Here is a 22,652-nt window from a genome sequence, read left to right as displayed (position 1 = left end):
CTGAAGACTTTTTAATTTTACTTCTTTGTAAAAAAAGAAGGTTAACCATATATGAATACATCTATTATTGGAGGGTATGGTATGAAAAAGATTATTATGTTTTTAGTGATTACTATGCAAATCATGGTACTGGCTGCATGTGGGAATGAAGAGAAACAGAAAGAAGATAAAGAGGCAGAAAAAGCAACAGCAACTTCTATTCCAGATAGTTTGGAAGAACCTGTAGAAATTGAGTTTTGGCATGCAATGACAGGTGGACTGGAAGAAACATTAAAAACAATCACAGATGAATTTAATCAATCACAGGAAAATATTGAAGTTACATTAGTTAGCCAAGGATCATATGGTGATTTATCCCAGAAATTAATGGCTTCCGCTAAAGCTGGTGATGTACCAGTAATGACACAGGCATATGAAGATTGGATGACACAGTATATTGACAATGATTTGATTGCAGATCTTACGCCGTACATTGAACATGAGAAGCATGGCTGGTCGGAAGATGAATTAAATGATATCGTCGAAGTTTTCCGTAAAGCAAATACGTGGGAGGATAAAATGTATGGTGTTCCATTCAATAAGAGTACAGAAGTGCTTTATTATAATGAAGATATGCTTGCTGATAACGATCTAGAAGTTCCAACAACATGGGAAGAGTATAAACAAGCTGCTGAGAAATTGACAACAGAAAAAGATGGTACATCTATTGTCGGATTAGGTTTTGAGAACTCTATCGGTTTATCTTTCCCAACATATGTTCGCCAAACAGGTGGAAAGACAATTGATGCAGAAGAAAATAAGGTTACTTTCGATACACCGGAGGCGAAAACGGCTCTTGAATTTCTAAACGGTATGGTTGCGGCAGGACATGCTCGCCTTGCCGGAGAAGATGGTTATATGTCTGGACCGTTTGGTCGTGGGGATGTAGCAATGTATGTTGGTTCTTCAGCAGGAATATCCTTTGTAGGAGCGGAAGCTGAAAGTAAGATCAATTGGTCTGTAGCACCACTTCCAAAGGGGAAGGAAGCTGCAACGGCATTCCAAGGCACGAATTTAACGATGTTTAACTCTGCTTCAGAAGAAGAGAAACTAGCAGCTTGGGAATATATGAAATTTTTAACAAGTAAAGAACAAACAGTGTATTGGGCGAAATCAACAGGCTATGTACCTGTACGTGATTCAGCTTTAAATACAGACGAATGGAAGCAGTATATTCAAGAAAACCCAGAATTTGGAGTAGCAGCTTCACAGTTTGATGCTGGTTATTATGACCCAAATATAAAAGGTAAATCTGGTATTCAAGAAGTACTAGATAAAGAAATTCAGGCTGTTTTATTACAAGAGAAGACAGTGGAAGATGGATTAAAGGATATCCAAAAAGATGCTCAAAATGCAGTGGATAAGGCGAATAAATAAGTGGTAGTATAGTGATTTTGTATATAAAGCGGAAGGGGTCTGGTCATGACTCCTTCTTGACATTTGAAAGATAGGTGAGATGAAGAATGGATAATGGTAATACGGAAATCCGTTTTTGGGGAGGATTACGGACAATTGGAGGAACGATCATTTCAATTGAATACGAGAAAGCTAGAATTGTTTTTGACTTTGGTTTTATTTTCAGTTCTGGTTCCAATATTTTAGACGGAGACGTTAGAGTTAGAAAGAGTAAACAAGTAGCTGATTATCTTGCTTTAGGTATCTTACCAGCTATTGATGGTATATATCGAGGAGAAGATATACAAGGAATAAACCTCTTGGCAAAAGAGCAGGATGAGCGTGAAACTGTTGTACTTGTTTCCCATATGCACTTAGATCATATGGGAGGAGCTGGGATGATAGATCCGGATATTCCAATATATGTAACAGATGATTCATTAAAGTTATATGAAACTTTAGAAGTAGTAGGAGAGGCAGTACCGGGGTATACTCCCAATTTTCGAGCTTGTACATATGGGGCAACGTTTTATGTGGGGCACATAGCAATTACGCCAATTGCGGTGGATCATGATGTTATTGGTGCTTGCGGATTTTATATAGAGACACCAGATGTTGCGCTTTTTTATACTGGAGATTTTCGGTTGCATGGCAATCACCCAAATATGATTGAGGCTGCTGTGGAGTATGTTAGAAGTCGCGGACTTGATGTTTTAATTATGGAAGGCACAACATTGCATAGTGTTGAAGATATGAAACAACCACTCGTGGCAGACCCTTCTCTACCAAAAAATATGTTACGAGAAGCGGAAATAGTTAATAGAATGCTAGAGATTTGTAAGCAAACAGATGGATTAGCGTTTTTTAATATATATCATCGTAATATCGAACGATTAGAAGCGCTAATTCAGGTAGCGAAAGTGTCGAACCGAAAGCTGATTTTTGAATTGGAAACTGCTTATATTGCTAGTCGATTTTTAAAGGGAACTGATTTTTCTGTATATCAATCTGCGGACGTAAAGCAGCAAAGAGAGAACAGTACATTACCAATTTGGATGGAGCAGCTATTGGCACTTTATGAAACTGTAGACAAAGATCTGGTAAACCTTCATCCCAATCAATTTTTATTACAAATTAGCTATGAAAACGCACTTGAATTATTAGATTTAAATTGCGAAAATAGCGTTTACTTACATGCAAACGGTATGCCACTTGGTGATTATGATCCTAACTATCAGAGATTAATTGATTTCCTTCATAAACAAGGGATTCCCCGTTATGATGTTGGAACAAGCGGGCATGCTGCACCGCAACATTTAAAGTATGTATTGGAAAGATTAAAGCCATCTACATTCATTCCACTGCATAGCTTTTATCCAGAACGACTCGTCCCAGATCATAGTCGTTTATTTTTGCCGGAATATGGTGTTACCTATGGGATCAAGCAGAACAAAATCGTTAAAAAGGGATTGCAAGTAGATGAAAAATCACTTCATTAACAAGTAATGATAAAAAGGCGTTAGTGTGTTATGCACTAGCGTTTTTTTAAAAGATAAGCAAGTATAAAATTAGGTGCGTGAGGATGAAATAACCGCATAGCCACGATCGGCTCATGAGCCCAACAACGATGCGACTTCACGAATCAACCCTACGATAAGGCATCATCGGTTCGTCGCAAAGAGGAAGGCCGACTAAAAACGGGCTTGCCGTCCAGTCGTCGGCAACCACTGTTTTAGTGGCATGATTCCTTTATCCCGTAAAAAGGCGTTGTAGACTCCCACTTCAAGAATGGAAGATGTGAGCTAAACAAGTCGAAGTGGGAGGTAACAGCACCTAAATTCCCGATTCGTTCGACTAACAATCAGCGGGGCTGGAAGAAAACCCCGCTGATTGAAGGTTCACTTTATCTTAAGTTGATACGTTCCATTCGCTACGTTGCTAAACGGGCGCCCCGCACCTTTGTTCATTCTAAAACTTTTCAGGCTTTGTTAGTGTATTAACAATGTGTATCCTCAAATAATAGTTTTTTATGTAAACTTGTCTCCAGTTGTAACCAATGCATTACAAAAAACTATCTCTTTAAGGTTATTCCGTTCTTTTCTTTGAATTATAAATAGTTATTTACAAAGACTTTACGATATTTTAAAACACAGCAACTTGGCAACAAGTTACTATGAGTTGTAAAGGAGGATGTATGCATGAAACGACGGAGAAGAACAGAGATTCTTGTTCAAGCGAATACCGATTTGGCAAAAAGCTTGGCATATCAAATTAAGCAGACATACACCTACAAGGAAATTGTAGCCCCGCAATATGGATTAACGATGGTAAAGATGCGGGAAAGCGCAAAAAAATCCTTATTCTATATTGGTGAAATGCTTGTTACGGAAGCAAAAGTGGAAATTAATGAGCAGATTGGCATTGGTGTAGTGCAAGGAATGCAAGATGATTTAGCAACAAATTTAGCTATTATTGATGCTGCCTACAATGCACAATTACCAGAAACATTAGCTTGGGCAGATGTCTTATTAGAAGCTGAAGCAGACATACATCATAAACGAGCAAAGCAGCAAGCAGAGCTAATGGAAACAAAGGTAAGCTTTGAAACTATGGATGTTTAAGTGCTTCACATATTAAGACTTGTACAGCGGTACTGTTTTTAATCAGTTGAAATATTTGCTAGTTAATAAACGAAACTAAGGAAGAAATTAGACAGCTTCTTAAAATATAAGATCAGGAGAGAGATTGTATGCCTATAGATCTAGTTCATGATTTACAAAAGGTGTATCGAAAAGTATTGGACAGCATGGCTCGTCCAGGGAAGATAGCTAATTTAGAAGAATTTGCAGAACGATTTAATTATGAGGTTGCGTGTTACAATACGACGTTACTGATTGCAATGACATTATTGGACGGAGAAGTATCGTTTCATGTAATTACGGAGAATAATCAGTTAGTAGAAGAAAAGATCGCCGCTTATACGTTGGCAAAGCATGCACCTGTAGAAAAAGCAGATTTTATTATTGTGTTAAAGGATGCTACAGATGCTTCAATTATTGAAGGGATGGCAGCCTGCGAAAAGGGAAACCTGATTGATCCGCAGCATTCTTCCACATGGGTAATGGAAAGCAGTGTTCTCCTATCTAATCAGACTCAGCTACGACTCACCGGTCCAGGGATTGAGAGCCATATTGATTTACATACCAGTTTATCGCCAAGCGTTTGGCAAGCTAGGAGCGAAGCAGTACAAGAATATCCGTTAGGAATAGACCTTATGCTAACGGATGATAGTTTGCAAGTTGCCTGTGTGCCTAGAACAACGAACGTTTCTGTACGGGAGGTGGAGTAAATGGGCTATGTAGCTGTCAAAGGTGGAACGAAGGCAATTGAGGCGTCCATTAATCGATTAACATATGATCGTTTAAAAGAAAGAGAAATCATTGAAGTTAAAACCATTATGGCTACGATGCGTGCACTTGTGGACCAAGTTATGTCTGAAAGTAGCCTATATTCGCCATTTCTAGCTGCACTAGCTATAAAGCAGGCGGAAGGGAGCATGGAAGAGGCAGTATTCATTATGCGGGCACACCGTTCTACGTTACCAAGACTTTATTATAGCAATATCGTGGAGTCCGAGTCGATGCTAGTAGAACGTCGTATATCTGCAAGCTTTAAGGATATTCCTGGTGGTCAAATATTAGGATCTACTACGGATTACACGCATCGTTTACTCGACTTTTCATTGGTTTCAGAAACACGATCAGAAAATGAGCAGTGGATTAAACAGTTTATGGAGCAGATGGAGCATGAAGTGGCTACATCAGGGGAAGTGGTTTATTTTCCAAAAGTAGTCGATTATTTGCGAGAAGAAGGCTTATTTGTAGCGCATGAACCGGATAATACGAGCCCAACAGATATTACGAAAGAAAATCTTTCCTTTCCAGCTTCCAGAAGTGCTAGATTACAGACGTTAACGCGTGGGCAAACAGGAGCAGTGACAGCACTTGGCTATGCTTCTTTACGAGGGTACGGTCAAGTTCACCCGACGGTTGGTGAGGTCCGTGTTGGAAAGCTACCAATTTATGTTGGTCATCCAAACGAACCGAACCAAACGGAAGAAGACAGCTACTATATTGGAGAAATTAAAGTTTCGGAAGTCGAGTCGTTTGTTCCTGTCTCTGTTAAAAACGAACAAAACGAGGAAGAATTAGATTTTGAGATTGGCTATGGCGTATGTTATGGGCAAAATGAAACAAAAGCAATTGCGATGAGCATTTTAGATCAATGTTTAGAGCATCCAGAGGCTAGCTTTCCAACGCATGATGAAGAGTTTGTTTTGCTGCATATTGATTCGGTGGAAGCAACCGGCTTTATATCGCATCTGAAACTCCCACACTATGTTACATTCCAGTCCAAATTGGATAGTGTTCGTGAAGTAAAAAGAAAGGGGGAGAACTATGAATAATACGACTCATTTTGCGTTTTTTGATGAAGGGTCTAAGAAGGAAATTCGTCGGACGACATTGAAGGCAGTAGCAATTCCAGGCTATCAGGTTCCATTCGCTTCCAGAGAAATGCCGATTGCAAGAGGGTGGGGAACAGGAGGCTTGCAGCTTACCTTATCATTAATCGGCAAAGAAGATACGTTAAAAGTCATTGATCAAGGTGCCGATGAATCGGTGAACGCTGTTAGCATTAAAAAGCTCGTGCAGCAAACAACGGGAGTTGAAGTAACCGATCATACAGAAGCAGCTTCCTTAATTCAATCCAGACACCGAATTCCAGAGGTCCCGCTAACAGAGGAGCAAATTTTAGTGTTACAGGTTCCAACACCTGAGCCATTACGTGATGTAGAAGCAAGCGAATATGTAACAAAACGCTTGCATGCTGAAGAAGAATATAGTGGAGCTTGGCTCTTGTTATTTGAACAAATTATGAAATACGGGAAAACAGCGACAGGTGCGGATCATCCAGTATACGTAAATGGTCGTTATGTCATGGCACCAAGTCCAATTCCAAGATTTGATAATCCGAAAATGCATATATCCAAAGCATTGACATTACTCGGAGCAGGCCGAGAAAAGAAAATTTACGCTGTTCCGCCTTATACAGATGTCACATCCCTTGCATTTGAAGACTATCCATTTGCAGTGGAAACATTTGCAGGTCATGCATGTCATTTATGTGGTGCAACAGATGTTTTCCTTGACGAACTCGTTGATGAAGCAACAGGCATAGCTTATTATCAGTGTAATGATACCAGCTACTGTATAGATAGATTGAACAGCCAAGAGCAAGTGGAGGTGGAACATCATCATGCGTGAAGAGCCTATATTGCGTGTACGCAACTTAAATAAACAGTTTGGAAGAGGATGTGTCCATTGTCGCGATAAAGGGAAGCGACAGTTGGAGAAAAATTATTGCCCAACTTGTGGAACAGTTTACGCGTGTCAGGATGTTTCGCTGGATTTATTTCCAGGAGAGATATTAGGAATTGTTGGCGAAAGCGGCAGTGGAAAATCAACGATGATGCAATGTCTTTATTTTGATGCTTCCGTTACTTCTGGTGAGGCTTATATCCATAACGGAGAATTAAATGGTCAAAATGTATTTAACCTGTCACAACAGAAAAAACGATATATTCGCAATCACAAATATGGGATGGTTTATCAAAATCCGGTAAACGGACTGAAGATGAATTTTTCTTCCATGGGAAATATTGCCGAAAAGCTTATTGCAGCTGGTAACCGAAACGTAGCTTCTATGGAAAGAACAGGACATCAACTGCTTGAGCATGTGCAAATACCACTGTTTCGATCAAAGGAGGAACCACAAAATTTCTCTGGTGGAATGCAACAGCGGGTGCAAATTGCAAAGGCCTTGTCGAATAATCCACCGATTTTATTTTTGGATGAGGTTACAACAGGGTTAGACTTGTCTGTTCAGGCAAATGTGCTGGATTTAATTAAGGAAATTCAACGGGAATGGGGCATTAGTATGATCGTAGTTTCCCACGATCTGGCAGTTATTCGCATGTTAGCGGATCGAACGATGGTAATGCTAAACGGTTCCGTAATCGAAGAAGGTTTAACGGATCAAATCTTAGAAGATCCACAACATGCTTATACGCAACGCTTAGTTTACTCGTTATTATAGGAGGGGCACGTACTGTGTATGTTATTCATAATGGAAAAGTGATTACAGAAGAAACGATACTTGAAGGTCACGCTGTCCTTGTAAAGGGGGAGACTATTCAAGCAATTATTCGAGAAACAGAAATCGATAGCTATCCAGAGGCTAAAAGAATGAATGCCAACGGTGGCTATATTTCTCCAGGCTTTATCGATATCCATTCAGACTATATTGAGACGGTGGCTTCACCACGCCCAACGAGTATGATGGATTTTAATATTAGCTTAAGAGAAGCTGAAAAAATATTAATTGGTCACGGGATTACAACGATGTTTCACTCGTTATCGTTTTATCGCGAGGACGCTTTTGACCATAAACCGATTCGGCAGCCGAAACACGTACAGCGGATGGTCGATGCGATTGCGAATACACATCATGAATTACATTTAATTCGCCATCGATTACATGCTCGCTTTGAAATCGACAATATTGCAGAAGTCGACCAGTTAATCCGTAATATTGAAGCAGATAAGGTACATTTATTATCATTTATGGACCATACACCTGGTCAGGGGCAATATCGAGATTTAGAAGTGTATCGGGAAACATTGTTAGGTTACCGTGATTTATCTGATGAGGCTGTACAGACGATTATTTTGGAACGGCAAAACGTAGAATGCATGACCATTGAACGCATACAAGAAGTTGCTGAGCTAGCGATAGCCAAAGGAATAGCAGTAGCCTCTCATGATGATGACAATATAGATAAGCTTCATCTCGTAAAATCTTTCGGAACGACGATTAGTGAGTTCCCAATCACACTGGAGATTGCCAAAAAAGCAAAAGAGCTTGGACTGAAGACGATAGCCGGTGCACCTAACGTATTACTCGGAGGATCTCATTCAGGGAATTTATCAGCAGCCGAAGCAATAAGAGAAGATTGTATTGATATTTTATGTAGTGATTATTATCCAGCAGCTTTGCTACACGCTATTTTTTCCTTAAGTGAAACGCACGGAAATGATTTACATGACATGTTTATGAAAGTAACCCTTAATCCAGCCAGAGCTGTACGAATGGATGATGAAATAGGATCGATAAAGCCAGGAAAAAAAGCAGATATGATTGTTATTGAGCGAATGGATGACGGTTATCCCATGTTAACTGCAACGATGGTAAACGGTGTATTAATGACAACAACGAATTACCGTATGAACGAATGAAAGGGAGGTACCATTAAATGGCAATGCTGCAAGTAAAAGACTTTGGCAAACGATTTACCATTCATCACTTGGGCAAAACGAGGCAAGCAGTTGAACATATTCATTTTTCATTAGAGCAAGGAGAATTTCTTGGTGTTGTCGGTAAAAGCGGGAGTGGTAAATCAACGATCTTAAAAAGTATTTATCGTACGTACCGTCCAGATACAGGAAGCATTATTTATGATTCTGCACGTTATGGGTTAATTGATTTAACCCATGCAACAGAACGGGAAATCCTTTATTTACGAAAGCACGAAATCGGTTATGTATCGCAATTTTTAAATGTGATGCCTCGGACAACATCGCGGGAGCTTGTTGAGAAAGCATTGTTGGAAATGGGAGCAACAGAAGCAGATGCAAAATTGGAAGCAGAGAAGGCTTTAACACATTTTGAATTGGATCAGAAGCTTTGGGATAATTACCCGAATACTTTTTCCGGTGGAGAAAAGCTGCGGTTAAATATCGCCATGGCTACTGTCAAAAAACCACGACTTCTATTACTTGACGAACCAACAGCCAGCTTGGACCAGCAATCGAAAATAAAGGTACGTGAGATTATTGAAAAGCTGAAAGCAAGTGGAACGACATTAGTTGGTATTTTTCATGATATAGAATTTATGGATGGCTTATGTGATCACGTCTTTGATATGCAATTCAGCCCAGATAAAGCTGTTAAAGAAGGCGTTATTCATGAAAGCTGATCTTCATGTGCATAGCACGTATTCGGATGGTTCCGATCATGTAGAGATGGTACTAGCACAAGCGAAACAACGCGGAGTGACACAAATCAGCTTTGTTGATCACGATAGCATAGATGGTCTTAAAGAAAAACAAGCTTTAGGGAAAAATTATGGTATTGAAGTGATCCCAGGCATTGAAATTTCTGCTTATGATTTTAAACGTAATCGAAAGGTACATGTACTTGGATATGATTATCACCCGGAGGCAAAAAATATAGCAGCAATCTGCCAAACGGTCCGAAGCAGGCGACAAGCCCATACGCTATGGCAAATCAAACAGCTTAATCAGCATGGCTATTCTATTGACCCGCAAGCGGTGATTAAAGCGGCACGTCCAAGCGAAACAATTTATAAGCAGCATGTTATGCAGCAAATCACGTTAGCGCCCTACGCTTCCTCTACTTATCAAGAGCTGTACCGTAAGTTGTTTAAAGGAGAAGGCCCAGCCGCAGGTGATATAGAATACGTTGACGCTTTTCTTGCGGTAGAGGCAATTGTTGCAGATGGTGGTATTGCTGTTGTTGCCCATCCTGGCCAGCTTAATTCGTATGATATCATTTCGGAACTTGTGGAGGTTGGTTTAGGAGGGGTTGAAAGAAATCATCCTGATCATACGACAGAAGATCATCAACGTGTAGAAGCATTAGCTAAGCAGTACGAGTTAGTAATGACGGGAGGAAGTGACTATCATGGCAGTTTTGGCGCTCCAGTAGAGATAGGTGCTATTACAAGTCCTTCCTTTTTGTACTATAGGATATTATAAGATTTTCAAGGTTTATAGTATAAGAAAAACTACAGCTTTCGGCATACAGATTTGGGATACCAAGTCTTTCTGACATCTACATTTGTAAATTGAATTTTTAATTATATTTAGGGAGTGTAAAGTTACTAAATTAAATGTAAAAATGTTGTAAATATAAACCTTATTCAGTTAAGTTGTGTTTTAATAGTAGAGGGAAAGCAGGCTAGCTCGTCATAAGGAGGGAATGCTCGCTTACGCAATAATTTATAAAGAACTTCCATTCTAAGTGTCTATGCTATCAAATAATCTATGAATGAAGGAGCGTTATCATGAAGAAGACGTTAATTAAATTTGGTGTTTTGCTTTTATTAGCTGTATTTGCGGTAGGATGTTCAAAAGGAAATGCTAGTAGTGAAAAAGAAGAAGCAGAAGTAGATGATGTGATTGATGTTGTTTGGTATCCAAACGAATCTGGGGAAGATTTGAAATCCTCTCGTGATGAGATTGGAAAGGTCATCGCTGACGCTACTGGAAAAAAAGTAGAGCACCATCTAACAACAGATTATGCGATTGCAATTGAGACATTAGTAAATAATAACGCAGACGTGGCGTTTATGGGTGCACAAGGATACATCGAAGCAAATAAAAGCAACGATGCCATTCAGCCAATTGTTGTTCCAACTGGCCCATCTGGTACGTTAGATGATGCCGTTTATCACAGCTGGCTTGCGGTAAATGTGGATGATCAGGAAAACTATAAAAAAGATGGGGAATATTCATTGGATACGATAGCGGATAAGAAATTTTCGTTCGTTTCCAACAGCTCGACTTCTGGCTTTAAAGTACCTTCAGCAAGCATTCTTGCGCACTTTACAGAACAAGAGGAGTATAAAGACTTAACCGAAGAAGACTTAATGGAAGGTGGACCGCTTTTTTCTCAAGTACTTTTTGGGAACTCCCACCAAGGTTCGGCAGTTAATTTACTGGATGGGAATGCGGATGTAGCGGCATTCTGTGATACATGTGTGGAAAACTATGTAGAAGTTGCTGAAGGCGAAGAAAATAAAGAGGGGTCTGTTTACAAAGTAAAAGACGATGCTGCGCAGCCATTTAATAAAGTAGCTGGAAAAGAATTTACGTTAATGAGTGTGACACCTGTCCTTAATGCTCCATTTGCAGCAAACATGGATACATTAGGTGAAGAAGACTTTAAAAAATTGCAAGAAGCATTAAGTGCAGATGAAGTTGCTAATAATGAAGGAATTTTTGTACCAGAAGACTCAGGAGAATCAGCATTATTCTTTAAAACGGACAAAGAACGATTTGCGCCAGCAGAGGACAAGTGGTTTGATCCAATCCGTGAGCTTCAGTAATCAAATAGCCATGTAGAGTATACCTAATCCAATCGGGATACTCTACAGGCAGATTCATCCCATATGTAAGTGTCTTAAAACTACCGCTTGAAGGCTGAAAGTCGAAACAAAGAAGTCAAAGCGGTAGTAACGACACTTAAACACCCAATTCATTGGGTCCGTAAGATGTTGCTCACGTGAGGCGTGACACGTGGAAAAAGTGTTCTTCTTTTTTCCAGGATGCCTGCGTTTTTAGCCTTTGTTCTACTTCAATCAGTGGGAAAGAAAACCAAGTTGATGAAGTTTCATTATATAGGAGGGAGCCTACCCATGGCACTGTTACAAATTGCAGGACTTAGTAAATCGTACGATAACGAAACAAAAGTATTAAAAGATATTTCTTTTAACGTCGAGGCTGGAGAGTTTGTTTCCATTATTGGTCCATCTGGTGCAGGAAAATCTACACTATTACGCTGCATTAATCGAATGGTCTCGATTAGTAGTGGGGAAGTTATTTTTGATAACGCACAAGTAACTAGTATGAAAAAGCGTGCATTACGACAGCTGCGCACGAATATCGGCATGGTGTTTCAGCATTATAATTTGGTTCCACGTTTAACAGTTATTGAAAATGTGCTCCATGGACGTTTTGGTTATAAGTCTACTTTGCAAGGTGTGCTAAGCAGATTTACGGAAGCAGAAAAAGAGCAAGCTTTTTATCTGCTTCGTAAGCTTGGCATCGAAGAGCATGCTTATAAACGTTGTGATCAGTTGAGCGGTGGACAGCAGCAAAGAGTGGGTATTGCTCGTGCACTTATTCAAGATCCAAAGCTCGTCCTCTGTGATGAACCGATTGCCTCACTTGATCCCAATTCTTCGAAGATCATTATGGATCATTTAAAGTCTATCACTTCTGAATTAGGGATAACTTGTCTAGTCAATTTACATCAAGTGGAAGTAGCGCAGCAATATTCCGACCGAATTATCGGTTTGAATCAAGGGGAAGTCGTATTTGATGGTTCAAATTATCAACTGACAGAGGATAAAATTAATCGTATTTATGGTACGCAAGTGCGAGAATTAATTACAGTGTGAGGAGAAATTAACGTGAGTGAAAAGGTGATGCAAAAACGCAAATGGCAAACGACGATTGCTCTGTCCATTATCATTGCAATTACGTATTTATCTGCAGCAATAACGAATTTTAACTTCATTGACGGCTTAGCAGCGTTTCCGGCGGCGATTGGATGGATGTTCTCTCATTTACTTATTACGCAAGAATCGCTAGAAAAGCTGCCAACAATTTTAGGAAAGTTAAATGAGACCATTTTTATGTCCATTGCGGCAACGACAACGGCTGCAGTAGTTTCTATTTTTCTAAGCTTAATGGGATCGAAAACGACGAGTGTCAATGGCTTTTTAAGTACGTTTGCTCGCTTTATTGCATCCGTATCACGTAATATTCCAGTCGTTGCTTGGGCGTTGATTTTGTTACTCTCCTTTGGGCAAAATTCAATAACTGGCTATTTAGCTTTATTTGTAGGAACGGTCGGATTTTTAACAAGGGCGTTTATTGAGTCCATTGATGAAGCAAGTCATAGCGCTGTTGAGGCGCTGACTGCTACAGGAGCAACGTATTTTCATATTGTAAATAAAGCAGTGTTACCCCAGAGTTTACCGCAAATGATTAGCTGGATTTTATTTATGATTGAAACGAATATCCGCAGTGCAACACTAGTAGGCATTTTAACAGGGACAGGCATTGGGTATACATTTGATATGTATTATAAATCAATGAACTATAATGCGGTTGCGCTCGTCACCTTCAGTATTGTTATTGCGGTAATCATCATTGAATTAATTTCAAACTATATACGGAAGGTGATTATGTAATGGAAACAGTAATGAAACCAACGTATATAAAACGCAAGAAAAATGGACGGATATCGATCAAGGCGGGGAGCAAGTCAGAGCGGGTCATTCGTTGGACGCTTGTTCTGTTTGTTGTTTTAACTATCGCGGCATTTATGTTCTTTGATTACACAGGGCTTGAGCTATGGTCCGCGATCATAGAAACAGGACAAAATTTAAAAGTGATGTTTTTTCAACCAGCACTAAATCATTTTACTTGGGCTGAAGCATTGTACCAAGTTGGTGTGACCCTCGGACTAGCTGTATTAGCTACTGTAATTGGATCCGTAATTGCCTTTTTCTTAGCATTAATGGCTGCGACCAATTTAACAAAGGAATGGATTACAAAGATCGTCCGCGTCATTGTAGCATTTATCCGTGCAGTTCCGACCGTATTATGGGTACTCATCTTCGCTATTGCTGCTGGACTAGGGAGTGAAGCTGCCGTATTAGGAATGCTGTTTCATTCCATTGCGTATTTAGTAAAAGCTTTTTCAGAGGCTTTTGAAGAAGTAGATAAGGGGGTCTTGGAAGCATTAAAAGCAACAGGATCGAGCTGGTGGCATGTTGTCACACACGGTATACTACCTTCTACGTTTACATATTTATTATCCTGGACATTCCTGCGCTTTGAGATTAACTTCTCAGTAGCTGTAGCTATGGGAGCTGCTGCTGGTGCAGGTGGTATCGGCTTTGAACTGTTTATGGCATCGGGATTTTACTTTGATCTTCGAGAAGTTGGGTTTATCACGTATGCTATCTTATTGATTGCGATTATTCTCGAAGTGGTTTCAACCCGATTGAAAAATCGCTATTTTCCATCCAATGTACGTAATTAGAAGGCATATGATTAAAACTTCATTTAGTAGGAGTTTTTCTTCTATTTATTATGGATGGTGAGCATCACAAGGGTGTGACCTAAGGTCCTTGCATTTAGGCGCCGTTTTCTCCCAATTCTCTCTTTTTTAATCATCATGCCCTTGAATTGGAAGTCTTACAGCACCTTACATGGAGGAAAAGTTGATTCTTTATTAGCATCCGGGGTTACCCCGTCGGTTTTTATAGTAGAGTTCCGTCCAGAGATAATTATTAAAGGAAAGAGCCTGATGCTCCTGAATAAAATACAGCAACTTGAAATGAAAGGTAAGTTGCTGTATTTGTGGATTATTTAGATAAAAATGAAGTTAGTGCCATTTTGTCTAAAACAATCTGTTTTAAAGCCATTATAAAATCAAATGAATCGTCTAGCATAGCAGTTTGGAAAAATTCGATATTCCATTTTCTACAGATAGGTTGAATATCGAATCTTATATCAAAAGTAGTCTCCACGTTTGATGTTAAAGACAAGAGTTTACACACTACCAATCCTTGGCAGCCTTGCTGGGCTTCTTGTTCAATTACTTCTTTAATATCTGGTCCTAGCCATGGTCCTCCATGAGTTCCTGCGCTGCGATAAGCAATGCGCCATTGCGTTATATTTGCTTGTTTAGCAATAAGTCTAGCTAATTCAGTAAACTGTTTCACAAATGCGTGATGTGTATCCTGTTTGCCAGGTAAACTATGTGAAGTGAAAATAACTAAAGCATGGTCTTTCCCTTGATATGGTAGCCAATCCCACGCTGTTTTTACGCGATTGCTTAATACGTTTATAAGTGATGTATGGTTATGCCAATTCTCCATATCCAGTACTGGAATATCACTATTTAGTTGTTTTAAGGCGTTTTTTACAAGAATTTGGTAATAAACAACCCCTGTTTTTGAATGTAATGGTTTAATGGGGAATGTAATAATTTTAGTGACACCATCTTTAACCATTTGTGTAACAATGTCTTTTACAAAAGGACTAGTATGTTTGTTTGCAACATACCCTTTTACTGGTTCTTTCAAATGAGCTTGTAATGTACTTGCAATTGCTTTCATTTGTCTTTGTGTAATACTTCCTAACGTGTCGCCGATACCAATTTGTCTAAACTGATTTTTTAATTGTTCCACTTTTTTCGGAGGTTGTTTTTTTCCGTGATGAATATGTGTATAATATGTTTCTAAATCATCTAGTGAAGTTGGGGAACCATAAGCAAATGTTATAATACCAATCAATAAGAATCCCTCTTTCATATTTGTCTAGAACAAAGGCGCCGGGCACCCGTTTAGCAACGTAGCGAATGGAACGAATCAACTAAAGATTTAGGAATCATGCCACTAAAAACAGGGGTATGCCGACGCCTGAGCGGCAAGCCCGTTTTTAGTCGGCCTTCCTCTTTGCAACGAACCGATGAGGCCTTATCGTAGGGCGCATTTCTAAAGTAGCATCGTTGCTGGGCTCATGCGCCGGACGTAGCTAGTCGGTAATTTCGTTGTCCCCAAGTACCTCATTTTATACTTTGTATGAAAAAAACGCTATTTACCATTATATAACTTATTTATTTTAGGTAGTATTTCAAGAATCTAAACATTATATAGCAAAATTTTTCATCATAGATGGTGGCTTGCGCTCTTGGCGAGCCATGGTGGTTTCATCTTTTAAAAAATTAATGCTTACCTTTATTTAACCAATCTGCTAATTCATCTAACTGCTCAACAATAAATCGATTCGGTTGGGATATATCTTTTGCTTTCATTTGTTTTACATTTCCATTTTTAACTGCTGCCAAGGATTGAAACCCATCAGACTCAATAAGTTCTGTGAATTCATCACTTGTCGCACTCCACTCTACAAGAATAATGTAGTCAGGGTCTATCTCGATAATATGTTCAATAGAAGCGGGGGAGGTTTTATCTAATTCTAAAACATCAGAACCCGATTTTCCTCCAGCAAGTTCAATTAAATCATAAGCTATACTAGAAGGCCCTAAAATATATGGTCCTGTATTTGAACCAACTTGAGACAACATGAGTACCGTCGGTTTCTTATCCTTATTGTTAGCGGTTTTCTGTACCTGGTCTATTTTCACTTGCATATCTGCAACGACTTTAAAAGCCTTCTCCTCTTCGCCAATAAGCTGACCAATTTTTTTATAATTATCCATTACATCTTGTATGGTTGTCCATCTATTAAAAGAAGCCAAAGGAATTCTTGCTTTCATTAGCATTTCATTAGCATCTTCTTCAGCTCCATGTGTAAGTGTTAATAAAATCAGATCAGGGTCATAGGACAGGACTGTTTCTGGGTCAAGAGAAGTAGCGCCTTTTATTTTGTTTTTAATCAACTTAGCTTCTTCACTGAAATGAGATAGATTTTCTTGTTCCATTGTATCCGTAACAGTAACTATAGACTCTGGGCCATTTAGATCCATAACTACTTCTGCAACATTTAATGAGAGAGCTGCAATTTTGTGCGGTTTTTCTGTTAAGTTTATTTCTTTACCTTCTATTGTAGTTGTTATTGGAAATGGATCACTGTTTTGGTCTTTATTTTCCGAGGTAGTATCAACCTCCGTTTCTTTTCCCTTTGCATTTGGAGATTCATTATTGTTACATGCAACCATAATGAGCATCAAAACTAACCAAAGTACTACTAATAAACTTTTTAAATAACGTTTCAAATTTATCCATCCTCTGTTCATTTAGTTAAAATTGTCTTATGGGATAAAGCCGTTACATAGTAGGCTCGTATGAGCGAATCATAGCGAATGGACGAATGTACGCCATAGCTTTTATAAATATGATCAGATGTTAAGACCGTTTCTGGGGTTCCTGCTGCTAGCACCGCGCCATTTGTAAGTAATACAAGCTGATTGCAAAATCTCGCTGCTAAATTTAAATCGTGTAATGCAGCTATGATTGTAACTCCCTTTTGTGTTAATTGCTTTAGTAGTCCTAGAACTTGCAGCTGTCTGTTGATATCAAGTGCAGATGTAGGTTCATCTAAAATTAAAATATCTGTTTCTTGCGCCAAAGCTTTAGCAATTAACACCAATTGAAGTTGCCCACCAGAGAGCTGATTTGCATAGCGATAAGCAAGATGAATAATATTCGTTTGCTGCATTGCTTATTCAGCAATCTTATAATCGATAGCACTTTCTAATCCAAATCTAGGAATATGTGGATGCCTTCCCATCAAAACGATATCTCTTACAAGAAAATCAAAATTTAATGAAGTATTCTGTGGTACATAACCAATCATTTTCGCAATATCCTTTGTAGGGTATGTAGTAATTTCTTTTCCTTTTAAAGTAACAGTTCCATTCTGATAAGGTACTAACCCTGAAACGGCTTTTAACCAGGTGGATTTTCCCGATCCATTCGGACCTATTAATCCAATGAAATCACCGTCATGAGCTGTTACGGATACATTTTTTAAAACATGTTTATTTCCAAGGTGAAGAGAAATTTGCTTTGAGGTAAGTTTTTCCATTTAGATCCTCCCTTTTCTTGACTTTACCACGAGCATCAAAAAAATTGGCGCTCCAACTAGTGCGCAAACTACGCCTATTTGAATAGTAAATGGCTGTATCATCATTCGTGATACAATATCTGCTAAAACTAGAAAGGATGCTCCTCCTAAGGCGCTCGCTGGTAGTAGGAAGCGATGGTCGGATCCAAACATCAGCCGGATAGTATGGGGAACAACAAGACCAACAAAACCGATCGTCCCACTAACTGCCACCCCTGCACCTGTCATTAAAGCAGTTAAACTAAGTAAAATATACCTAGTTCTGCGTACGTTTACTCCTGTACCTTTAGCTTGTTCATCACCTAGTAACATTAAGTTTAATTCTCTGGAAAAAACAGAAGCAAGTATCATAGATATAATAATGATAGGGCTGATTAACATGACATGATCCCAAGTGCGTGCTTCAAGACCACCTTGTAACCAAAACACGATACTCCGTAATTCTTGCTCAGTAGGAGCACTTGCAATGAGAATACTCATTACAGCAGATAAGAATAGATTTACTCCGAGTCCAACAAGTAATAAAGTAGCAATGGAAGTTTTTTTACTTAATTGCCATACTAGTACTACTAAAAAGATGGCTCCTAGTGCACCTATAAAGGCTGCTAAAGGTAAAATCCACATGCTATATTGTGTTAATCCAAAATAAAGTACAATCACTGCAAATACTGCTGCACCACTTGATACTCCGATGTATCCTGGCTCTACTAATGGATTTCGGAATAGACCTTGCATAATAGCGCCAGATATGCCTAAAGCACCTCCAACCAATGCTCCAACTAAAACTCTTGGGAGCCGAATATCCATAATTACAATTGCATTTCGCTCAACAACATCTATCCCTGTTTGTATATGGAATTGTTTTAAAATAATAGAAATAGTTTGTTTAAATGGTATATTTACTGGCCCAATTGAGTTAGAAATAATTATTGTTGCTACTAATATTAGGCATAAAAGAATGAAAAAAGAGAGATTATTCTTTTTTCTTTTTTTATACATAGATATTTGATTTGCAGTTTCCTTTACTTGCACTGCAATATATCATCCTTTCTTTTTGAATTAGGAATAATTGTTTACCTAGTTTATTTTTTTTGCATAAAGTAAACTTTGAGGAAAGTCTACCAATTATAAAATTAAATGTCAAGATCAAATCATATGAAAATGTGTTTAAACTTCTACTAGTCAGTGCAATTTCAATCAGGTCTGGCATCATAAAACCCCTTCATGCATAGGCTATATTAATCGATCACTGGATGGAGGAATGAAATGGATATTCTTAATAAAGTGAAGCAGCATCGCGAAGAAGAGCAGCAGTTGAAGTGGGAAGGGACATTCGGTGAGTATTTAGAATTGCTTAAACAGCGTCCAGAAGTAGCGCAAACTGCTCATTCACGAATTTATAATATGATTAAAAGTGCAGGTATTACGGAACGAGATGGCAAAAAAATGTATGATTTTTTTGGAGAAGAGATATTTGGTTTAGAAGAGGCTATTGAGCGATTAGTGGAAGAGTATTTTCACCCTGCAGCAAAGCGACTCGATGTACGCAAACGGATCTTATTACTGATGGGACCAGTAAGTGGTGGAAAATCCACAATTGTTACTATACTGAAACGAGGGTTGGAAAAATATTCACGTACGGATGAAGGCGCTATATATGCAATAAAATCGTGTCCCATGCAGGAAGACCCCCTCCATCTGATTCCACCCCATTTACGTCAAGACTTTTTTGAGGAATATGGAATACGCATTGAAGGAAGTTTATCACCGTTAAATACGATGCGTCTAGAAAAGGAGTATGACGGAAAAATTGAGGATGTGCGAGTGGAACGAATTTTTCTTTCTGAAGATAAGCGGGTAGGAATTGGTACTTTTAGTCCGTCTGATCCAAAATCTCAAGACATTGCGGATTTAACCGGGAGCATCGATTTTTCTACGATTGCTGAATACGGTTCGGAATCGGATCCGCGTGCGTATCGCTTTGATGGCGAGCTGAATAAAGCCAATCGAGGAATGATGGAGTTTCAGGAAATGCTCAAATGTGATGAGAAATTCTTGTGGCATTTATTGTCATTGACACAGGAAGGGAATTTTAAAGCAGGTCGCTTTGCGCTAATAAGTGCGGATGAATTAATTATTGCTCACACGAATGAAGCAGAATACCGTTCTTTTATTGCAAATAAAAAGAACGAAGCATTGCATTCGCGAATTATTGTCATGCCGATCCCCTATAACTTAAAAGTAAGTGAGGAAGAACGGATTTACCAAAAAATGATTAACGAAAGTGATATGGCACATGTGCATATCGCACCACATGCGTTGAAGGCAGCAGCTATTTTTTCAATTTTAACAAGATTAGAAGATTCTAAGAAACCAGGTGTGGATTTAGTTAAAAAAATGCGCCTCTATGATGGAGAAAGTGTGGAAGGCTTTAATCAAGCAGATGTAGACGAGTTAAAGAATGAATTTCCTGTGGAAGGGATGAATGGCATTGATCCTCGCTATGTGATTAACCGAATTTCTTCGGCAATCATTCGGAAAGATGTCCCTGCTATTAATGCGCTAGATGTGTTACGTTCGCTAAAGGAAGGCCTTAGTCAGCACCCATCCATTTCCAATGAAGATAAGGAAACGTATATGAATTACATTTCTGTTGCTAGAAAGGAATACGATGAAATAGCGAAGAAAGAAGTGCAAAAAGCGTTTGTCTATTCGTATGAAGAGTCCGCGAAAACATTGATGGATAATTATTTGGATAATGTAGAAGCGTATTGCAATAAAAATAAATTGAAAGATCCTTTGACTGGTGAAGAAATGCATCCAGATGAAAAGCTGATGCGTTCCATTGAAGAACAAATTGGCATTTCAGAGAATGCCAAAAAAGCATTCCGTGAAGAAATCCTTATTCGAATATCAGCTTATGCCCGGAAAGGAAAACGCTTTGATTACAGCTCACATGAACGATTACGAGAAGCCATTCAGAAGAAACTATTTGCTGATTTAAAAGATGTGGTTAAAATTACGACATCTTCCAAAACGCCAGATGAATCTCAATTGAAAAAGATTAATGAAGTGATTGCCCGTCTAATTGATGAATATAGCTATAATTCTGTTTCCGCAAATGAGCTGCTGCGTTACGTAGGCAGTTTGTTAAATAGGTAATGAATCCATACTCATAGCATCCTCTTTTGGATATGTATCTGAAAGAGGGTGATTTTGCTAACTTTTTTTCTGTTTTGTCACCAATTTTTGTCCAAATAGTCGTAATAATGCAATAATAGGAGCGGTTATGCATAGGATATAGAAACGCATGATGAAAAGGTTGATTAATATTAAGGAGGGGATATAATGTATGAGCAGAAGGGAAATTTTGTCGTCTCAAAGGAAAATTGGTCCCTCCATCGCAAAGGTTATCAAGACCAAACGCGTCATATGGATAAGGTAAAGGATGCGATAAAAAATAACTTGCCTGATCTAGTCAGTGAAGAAAATATCATTATGTCCAATGGAAAAGATGTTATAAAAGTACCAATCCGTTCGTTAGATGAGTATAAAATTCGTTACAATTACGATAAGACGAAACATGTAGGGCAAGGAAAAGGCGATAGCCAAGTAGGCGACATTATTGCTCGGGCTCCAGGAGAGGATGGTCAGGCAGCTGGTAAGGGAAAAAAGGCTGGAGATCAACCTGGTACCGATTATTACGAAGCAGAAGTATCTTTAGAAGAGATTGAGAATGCGTTGTTTCAAGAGCTAGAATTACCGAATTTGCAGGCAAAAGAGCAAGCTGAAATCATTACGGAGAAAATAGAATTTAATGATGTCCGCAAAAAAGGTTTAATGGGGAATATAGACAAAAAACGAACGATTTTAACGGCGATTAAACGCAATGCAACAGAAGGAAGACCAGGAATTACGCCGATCTATGAAGAGGATTTGCGATTTAAAACGTGGAACGATATAACTAAGCCAGAGTCGAAAGCTGTTGTTTTAGCCATGATGGATACGAGCGCTTCAATGGGAATATTTGAAAAGTATGTAGCTCGGAGCTTCTTTTTCTGGATGACAAGGTTCTTACGTACAAAATATGAGACAGTGGAAATAGAATTTATTGCTCATCATACCGAAGCTAAAGTCGTTTCCGAGGAAGATTTTTTTTCAAAAGGAGAAAGTGGCGGAACGATTTGTTCATCCGCTTATTTGAAAGGATTAGAACTCATTAATAGTAAATACCCGCCCGCCCGTTACAACATTTACCCAGTTCATTTTTCAGATGGAGAGAATATGACCTCCGATAATCCACTGTGTATGGAATTGGTGGAAGAAATGATGCGTGTTTCTAGTATGTTTGGCTATGGAGAAGTGAATAGTTATCATCGCAGATCGACCTTAATGCGTGCGTTTGATCAGCTTCATAATCCAAAATTCCGTTATTATATTGTCAAGGAAAAGAAAGATATATACGAAGCGTTAAAAGCGTTTTTTACCCAACAGGTAGTAATGGTTTAATAGAGACTTGGTGAAAAAAATGCTAACTACTAGTAATCCTATTTGATAGAGGACGTTCAAAAAGCGCATTTAAAATGACACATTAACGTTTCGTTTCTAGTTGACTCGGTTCTCCTTTTCCATTGCGGGGATAATTCACTAGTGCTCATGTATCAATTTTGCGTACGGGGGGCCTTC

19 protein-coding genes and 1 pseudogene are annotated in these 22,652 nt (G+C 38.8%); 16 read left to right on the top strand and 4 right to left on the bottom strand.

The window, feature by feature from the left end; translation table 11 throughout:
• Positions 1–81: 81 nt before the first annotated feature.
• The 14 genes from BKP57_RS09770 to BKP57_RS09705 all read left to right on the top strand — a co-directional run bounded on the left by BKP57_RS09770 (position 82) and on the right by BKP57_RS09705 (position 14,412).
• The gene (locus BKP57_RS09770; protein ID WP_072742411.1) at positions 82–1,416 is read left to right on the top strand and encodes an ABC transporter substrate-binding protein; all 1,335 of its coding nucleotides are present in this window, start codon (positions 82–84) and stop codon (positions 1,414–1,416) included.
• A gap of 86 nt (positions 1,417–1,502) precedes the next feature.
• On the top strand, positions 1,503–2,933 hold the full coding sequence (locus tag BKP57_RS09765) for an MBL fold metallo-hydrolase (protein WP_072741440.1): 1,431 nt from the start codon (positions 1,503–1,505) through the stop codon (positions 2,931–2,933).
• A gap of 699 nt (positions 2,934–3,632) precedes the next feature.
• Positions 3,633–4,055 (top strand): phosphonate C-P lyase system protein PhnG, encoded by a 423-nt coding sequence (gene phnG, locus BKP57_RS09760; protein WP_050350744.1) that lies wholly within the window; start codon positions 3,633–3,635, stop codon positions 4,053–4,055.
• A gap of 128 nt (positions 4,056–4,183) precedes the next feature.
• On the top strand, positions 4,184–4,783 hold the full coding sequence (gene phnH / locus BKP57_RS09755) for a phosphonate C-P lyase system protein PhnH (RefSeq protein WP_050350745.1): 600 nt from the start codon (positions 4,184–4,186) through the stop codon (positions 4,781–4,783).
• Positions 4,784–5,899 carry a carbon-phosphorus lyase complex subunit PhnI gene (locus tag BKP57_RS09750; protein ID WP_050350746.1) on the top strand — a complete coding sequence of 372 codons (1,116 nt, stop codon included), beginning with the start codon at positions 4,784–4,786 and terminating at the stop codon, positions 5,897–5,899.
• Positions 5,892–6,758 (top strand): alpha-D-ribose 1-methylphosphonate 5-phosphate C-P-lyase PhnJ, encoded by an 867-nt coding sequence (locus BKP57_RS09745; RefSeq protein ID WP_050350747.1) that lies wholly within the window; start codon positions 5,892–5,894, stop codon positions 6,756–6,758. Before BKP57_RS09750 ends, BKP57_RS09745 begins: the two co-directional genes overlap by 8 nt.
• A complete protein-coding gene (locus tag BKP57_RS09740) occupies positions 6,751–7,590 on the top strand; it encodes an ATP-binding cassette domain-containing protein (protein WP_072741439.1) in 840 nt (279 codons plus the stop codon). The genes BKP57_RS09745 and BKP57_RS09740 overlap by 8 nt, the downstream gene beginning before the upstream one ends.
• 14 nt (positions 7,591–7,604) lie before the next feature.
• Complete coding sequence (gene phnM / locus BKP57_RS09735) at positions 7,605–8,789, top strand: phosphonate metabolism protein PhnM (protein WP_050350749.1); 1,185 nt, start codon at positions 7,605–7,607, stop codon at positions 8,787–8,789.
• 17 nt (positions 8,790–8,806) lie between these two features.
• Positions 8,807–9,529, top strand: a complete 723-nt coding sequence (phnL, locus tag BKP57_RS09730) for a phosphonate C-P lyase system protein PhnL (protein ID WP_050350750.1) — start codon at positions 8,807–8,809, stop codon at positions 9,527–9,529.
• Positions 9,519–10,331, top strand: a complete 813-nt coding sequence (locus BKP57_RS09725; RefSeq protein WP_072741438.1) for a PHP domain-containing protein — start codon at positions 9,519–9,521, stop codon at positions 10,329–10,331. The genes phnL and BKP57_RS09725 overlap by 11 nt, the downstream gene beginning before the upstream one ends.
• A 308-nt stretch (positions 10,332–10,639) precedes the next feature.
• Positions 10,640–11,683: a PhnD/SsuA/transferrin family substrate-binding protein gene (locus tag BKP57_RS09720; protein WP_072741437.1), complete on the top strand. Its 1,044-nt coding sequence runs from the start codon at positions 10,640–10,642 to the stop codon at positions 11,681–11,683.
• Between the two features lie 309 nt (positions 11,684–11,992).
• Positions 11,993–12,757 carry a phosphonate ABC transporter ATP-binding protein gene (gene phnC / locus BKP57_RS09715; RefSeq protein ID WP_050350753.1) on the top strand — a complete coding sequence of 255 codons (765 nt, stop codon included), beginning with the start codon at positions 11,993–11,995 and terminating at the stop codon, positions 12,755–12,757.
• 12 nt (positions 12,758–12,769) lie between these two features.
• Positions 12,770–13,555 carry a PhnE/PtxC family ABC transporter permease gene (locus tag BKP57_RS09710; protein WP_050350754.1) on the top strand — a complete coding sequence of 262 codons (786 nt, stop codon included), beginning with the start codon at positions 12,770–12,772 and terminating at the stop codon, positions 13,553–13,555.
• Positions 13,555–14,412, top strand: coding sequence for an ABC transporter permease subunit (locus BKP57_RS09705; protein WP_072741436.1), 858 nt, complete (start codon positions 13,555–13,557; stop codon positions 14,410–14,412). Before BKP57_RS09710 ends, BKP57_RS09705 begins: the two co-directional genes overlap by 1 nt.
• A gap of 325 nt (positions 14,413–14,737) precedes the next feature.
• On the opposite strand, the gene hemH is transcribed toward BKP57_RS09705, so the two are convergent.
• From hemH to BKP57_RS09680, 4 genes and pseudogenes are all read right to left on the bottom strand, one after another.
• Positions 14,738–15,670: a ferrochelatase gene (gene hemH / locus BKP57_RS09695; protein WP_198035036.1), complete on the bottom strand. Its 933-nt coding sequence runs from the start codon at positions 15,668–15,670 to the stop codon at positions 14,738–14,740.
• 431 nt (positions 15,671–16,101) lie between these two features.
• Positions 16,102–17,115, bottom strand: a complete 1,014-nt coding sequence (locus BKP57_RS09690; RefSeq protein WP_072741434.1) for an ABC transporter substrate-binding protein — start codon at positions 17,113–17,115, stop codon at positions 16,102–16,104.
• A gap of 17 nt (positions 17,116–17,132) precedes the next feature.
• Positions 17,133–17,927 (bottom strand): annotated as a pseudogene (locus BKP57_RS22810) (ABC transporter ATP-binding protein).
• Positions 17,928–18,998 carry a FecCD family ABC transporter permease gene (locus BKP57_RS09680; protein WP_232231373.1) on the bottom strand — a complete coding sequence of 357 codons (1,071 nt, stop codon included), beginning with the start codon at positions 18,996–18,998 and terminating at the stop codon, positions 17,928–17,930.
• A gap of 234 nt (positions 18,999–19,232) precedes the next feature.
• Here BKP57_RS09680 and BKP57_RS09675 point away from each other — a divergent pair, with 234 nt between their 5' ends.
• A complete protein-coding gene (locus BKP57_RS09675; protein ID WP_050350762.1) occupies positions 19,233–21,128 on the top strand; it encodes a PrkA family serine protein kinase in 1,896 nt (631 codons plus the stop codon).
• A 186-nt stretch (positions 21,129–21,314) separates the two neighbouring features.
• Positions 21,315–22,475: a sporulation protein YhbH gene (gene yhbH, locus BKP57_RS09670; protein ID WP_050350763.1), complete on the top strand. Its 1,161-nt coding sequence runs from the start codon at positions 21,315–21,317 to the stop codon at positions 22,473–22,475.
• Positions 22,476–22,652 lie beyond the last annotated feature (177 nt).

This window comes from Virgibacillus sp. 6R (assembly GCF_001895305.1).
Classification (GTDB): Bacteria; Bacillota; Bacilli; order Bacillales; family Amphibacillaceae; genus Virgibacillus; species Virgibacillus pantothenticus.
This window is presented reverse-complemented; position numbering and strand designations above follow the sequence as displayed.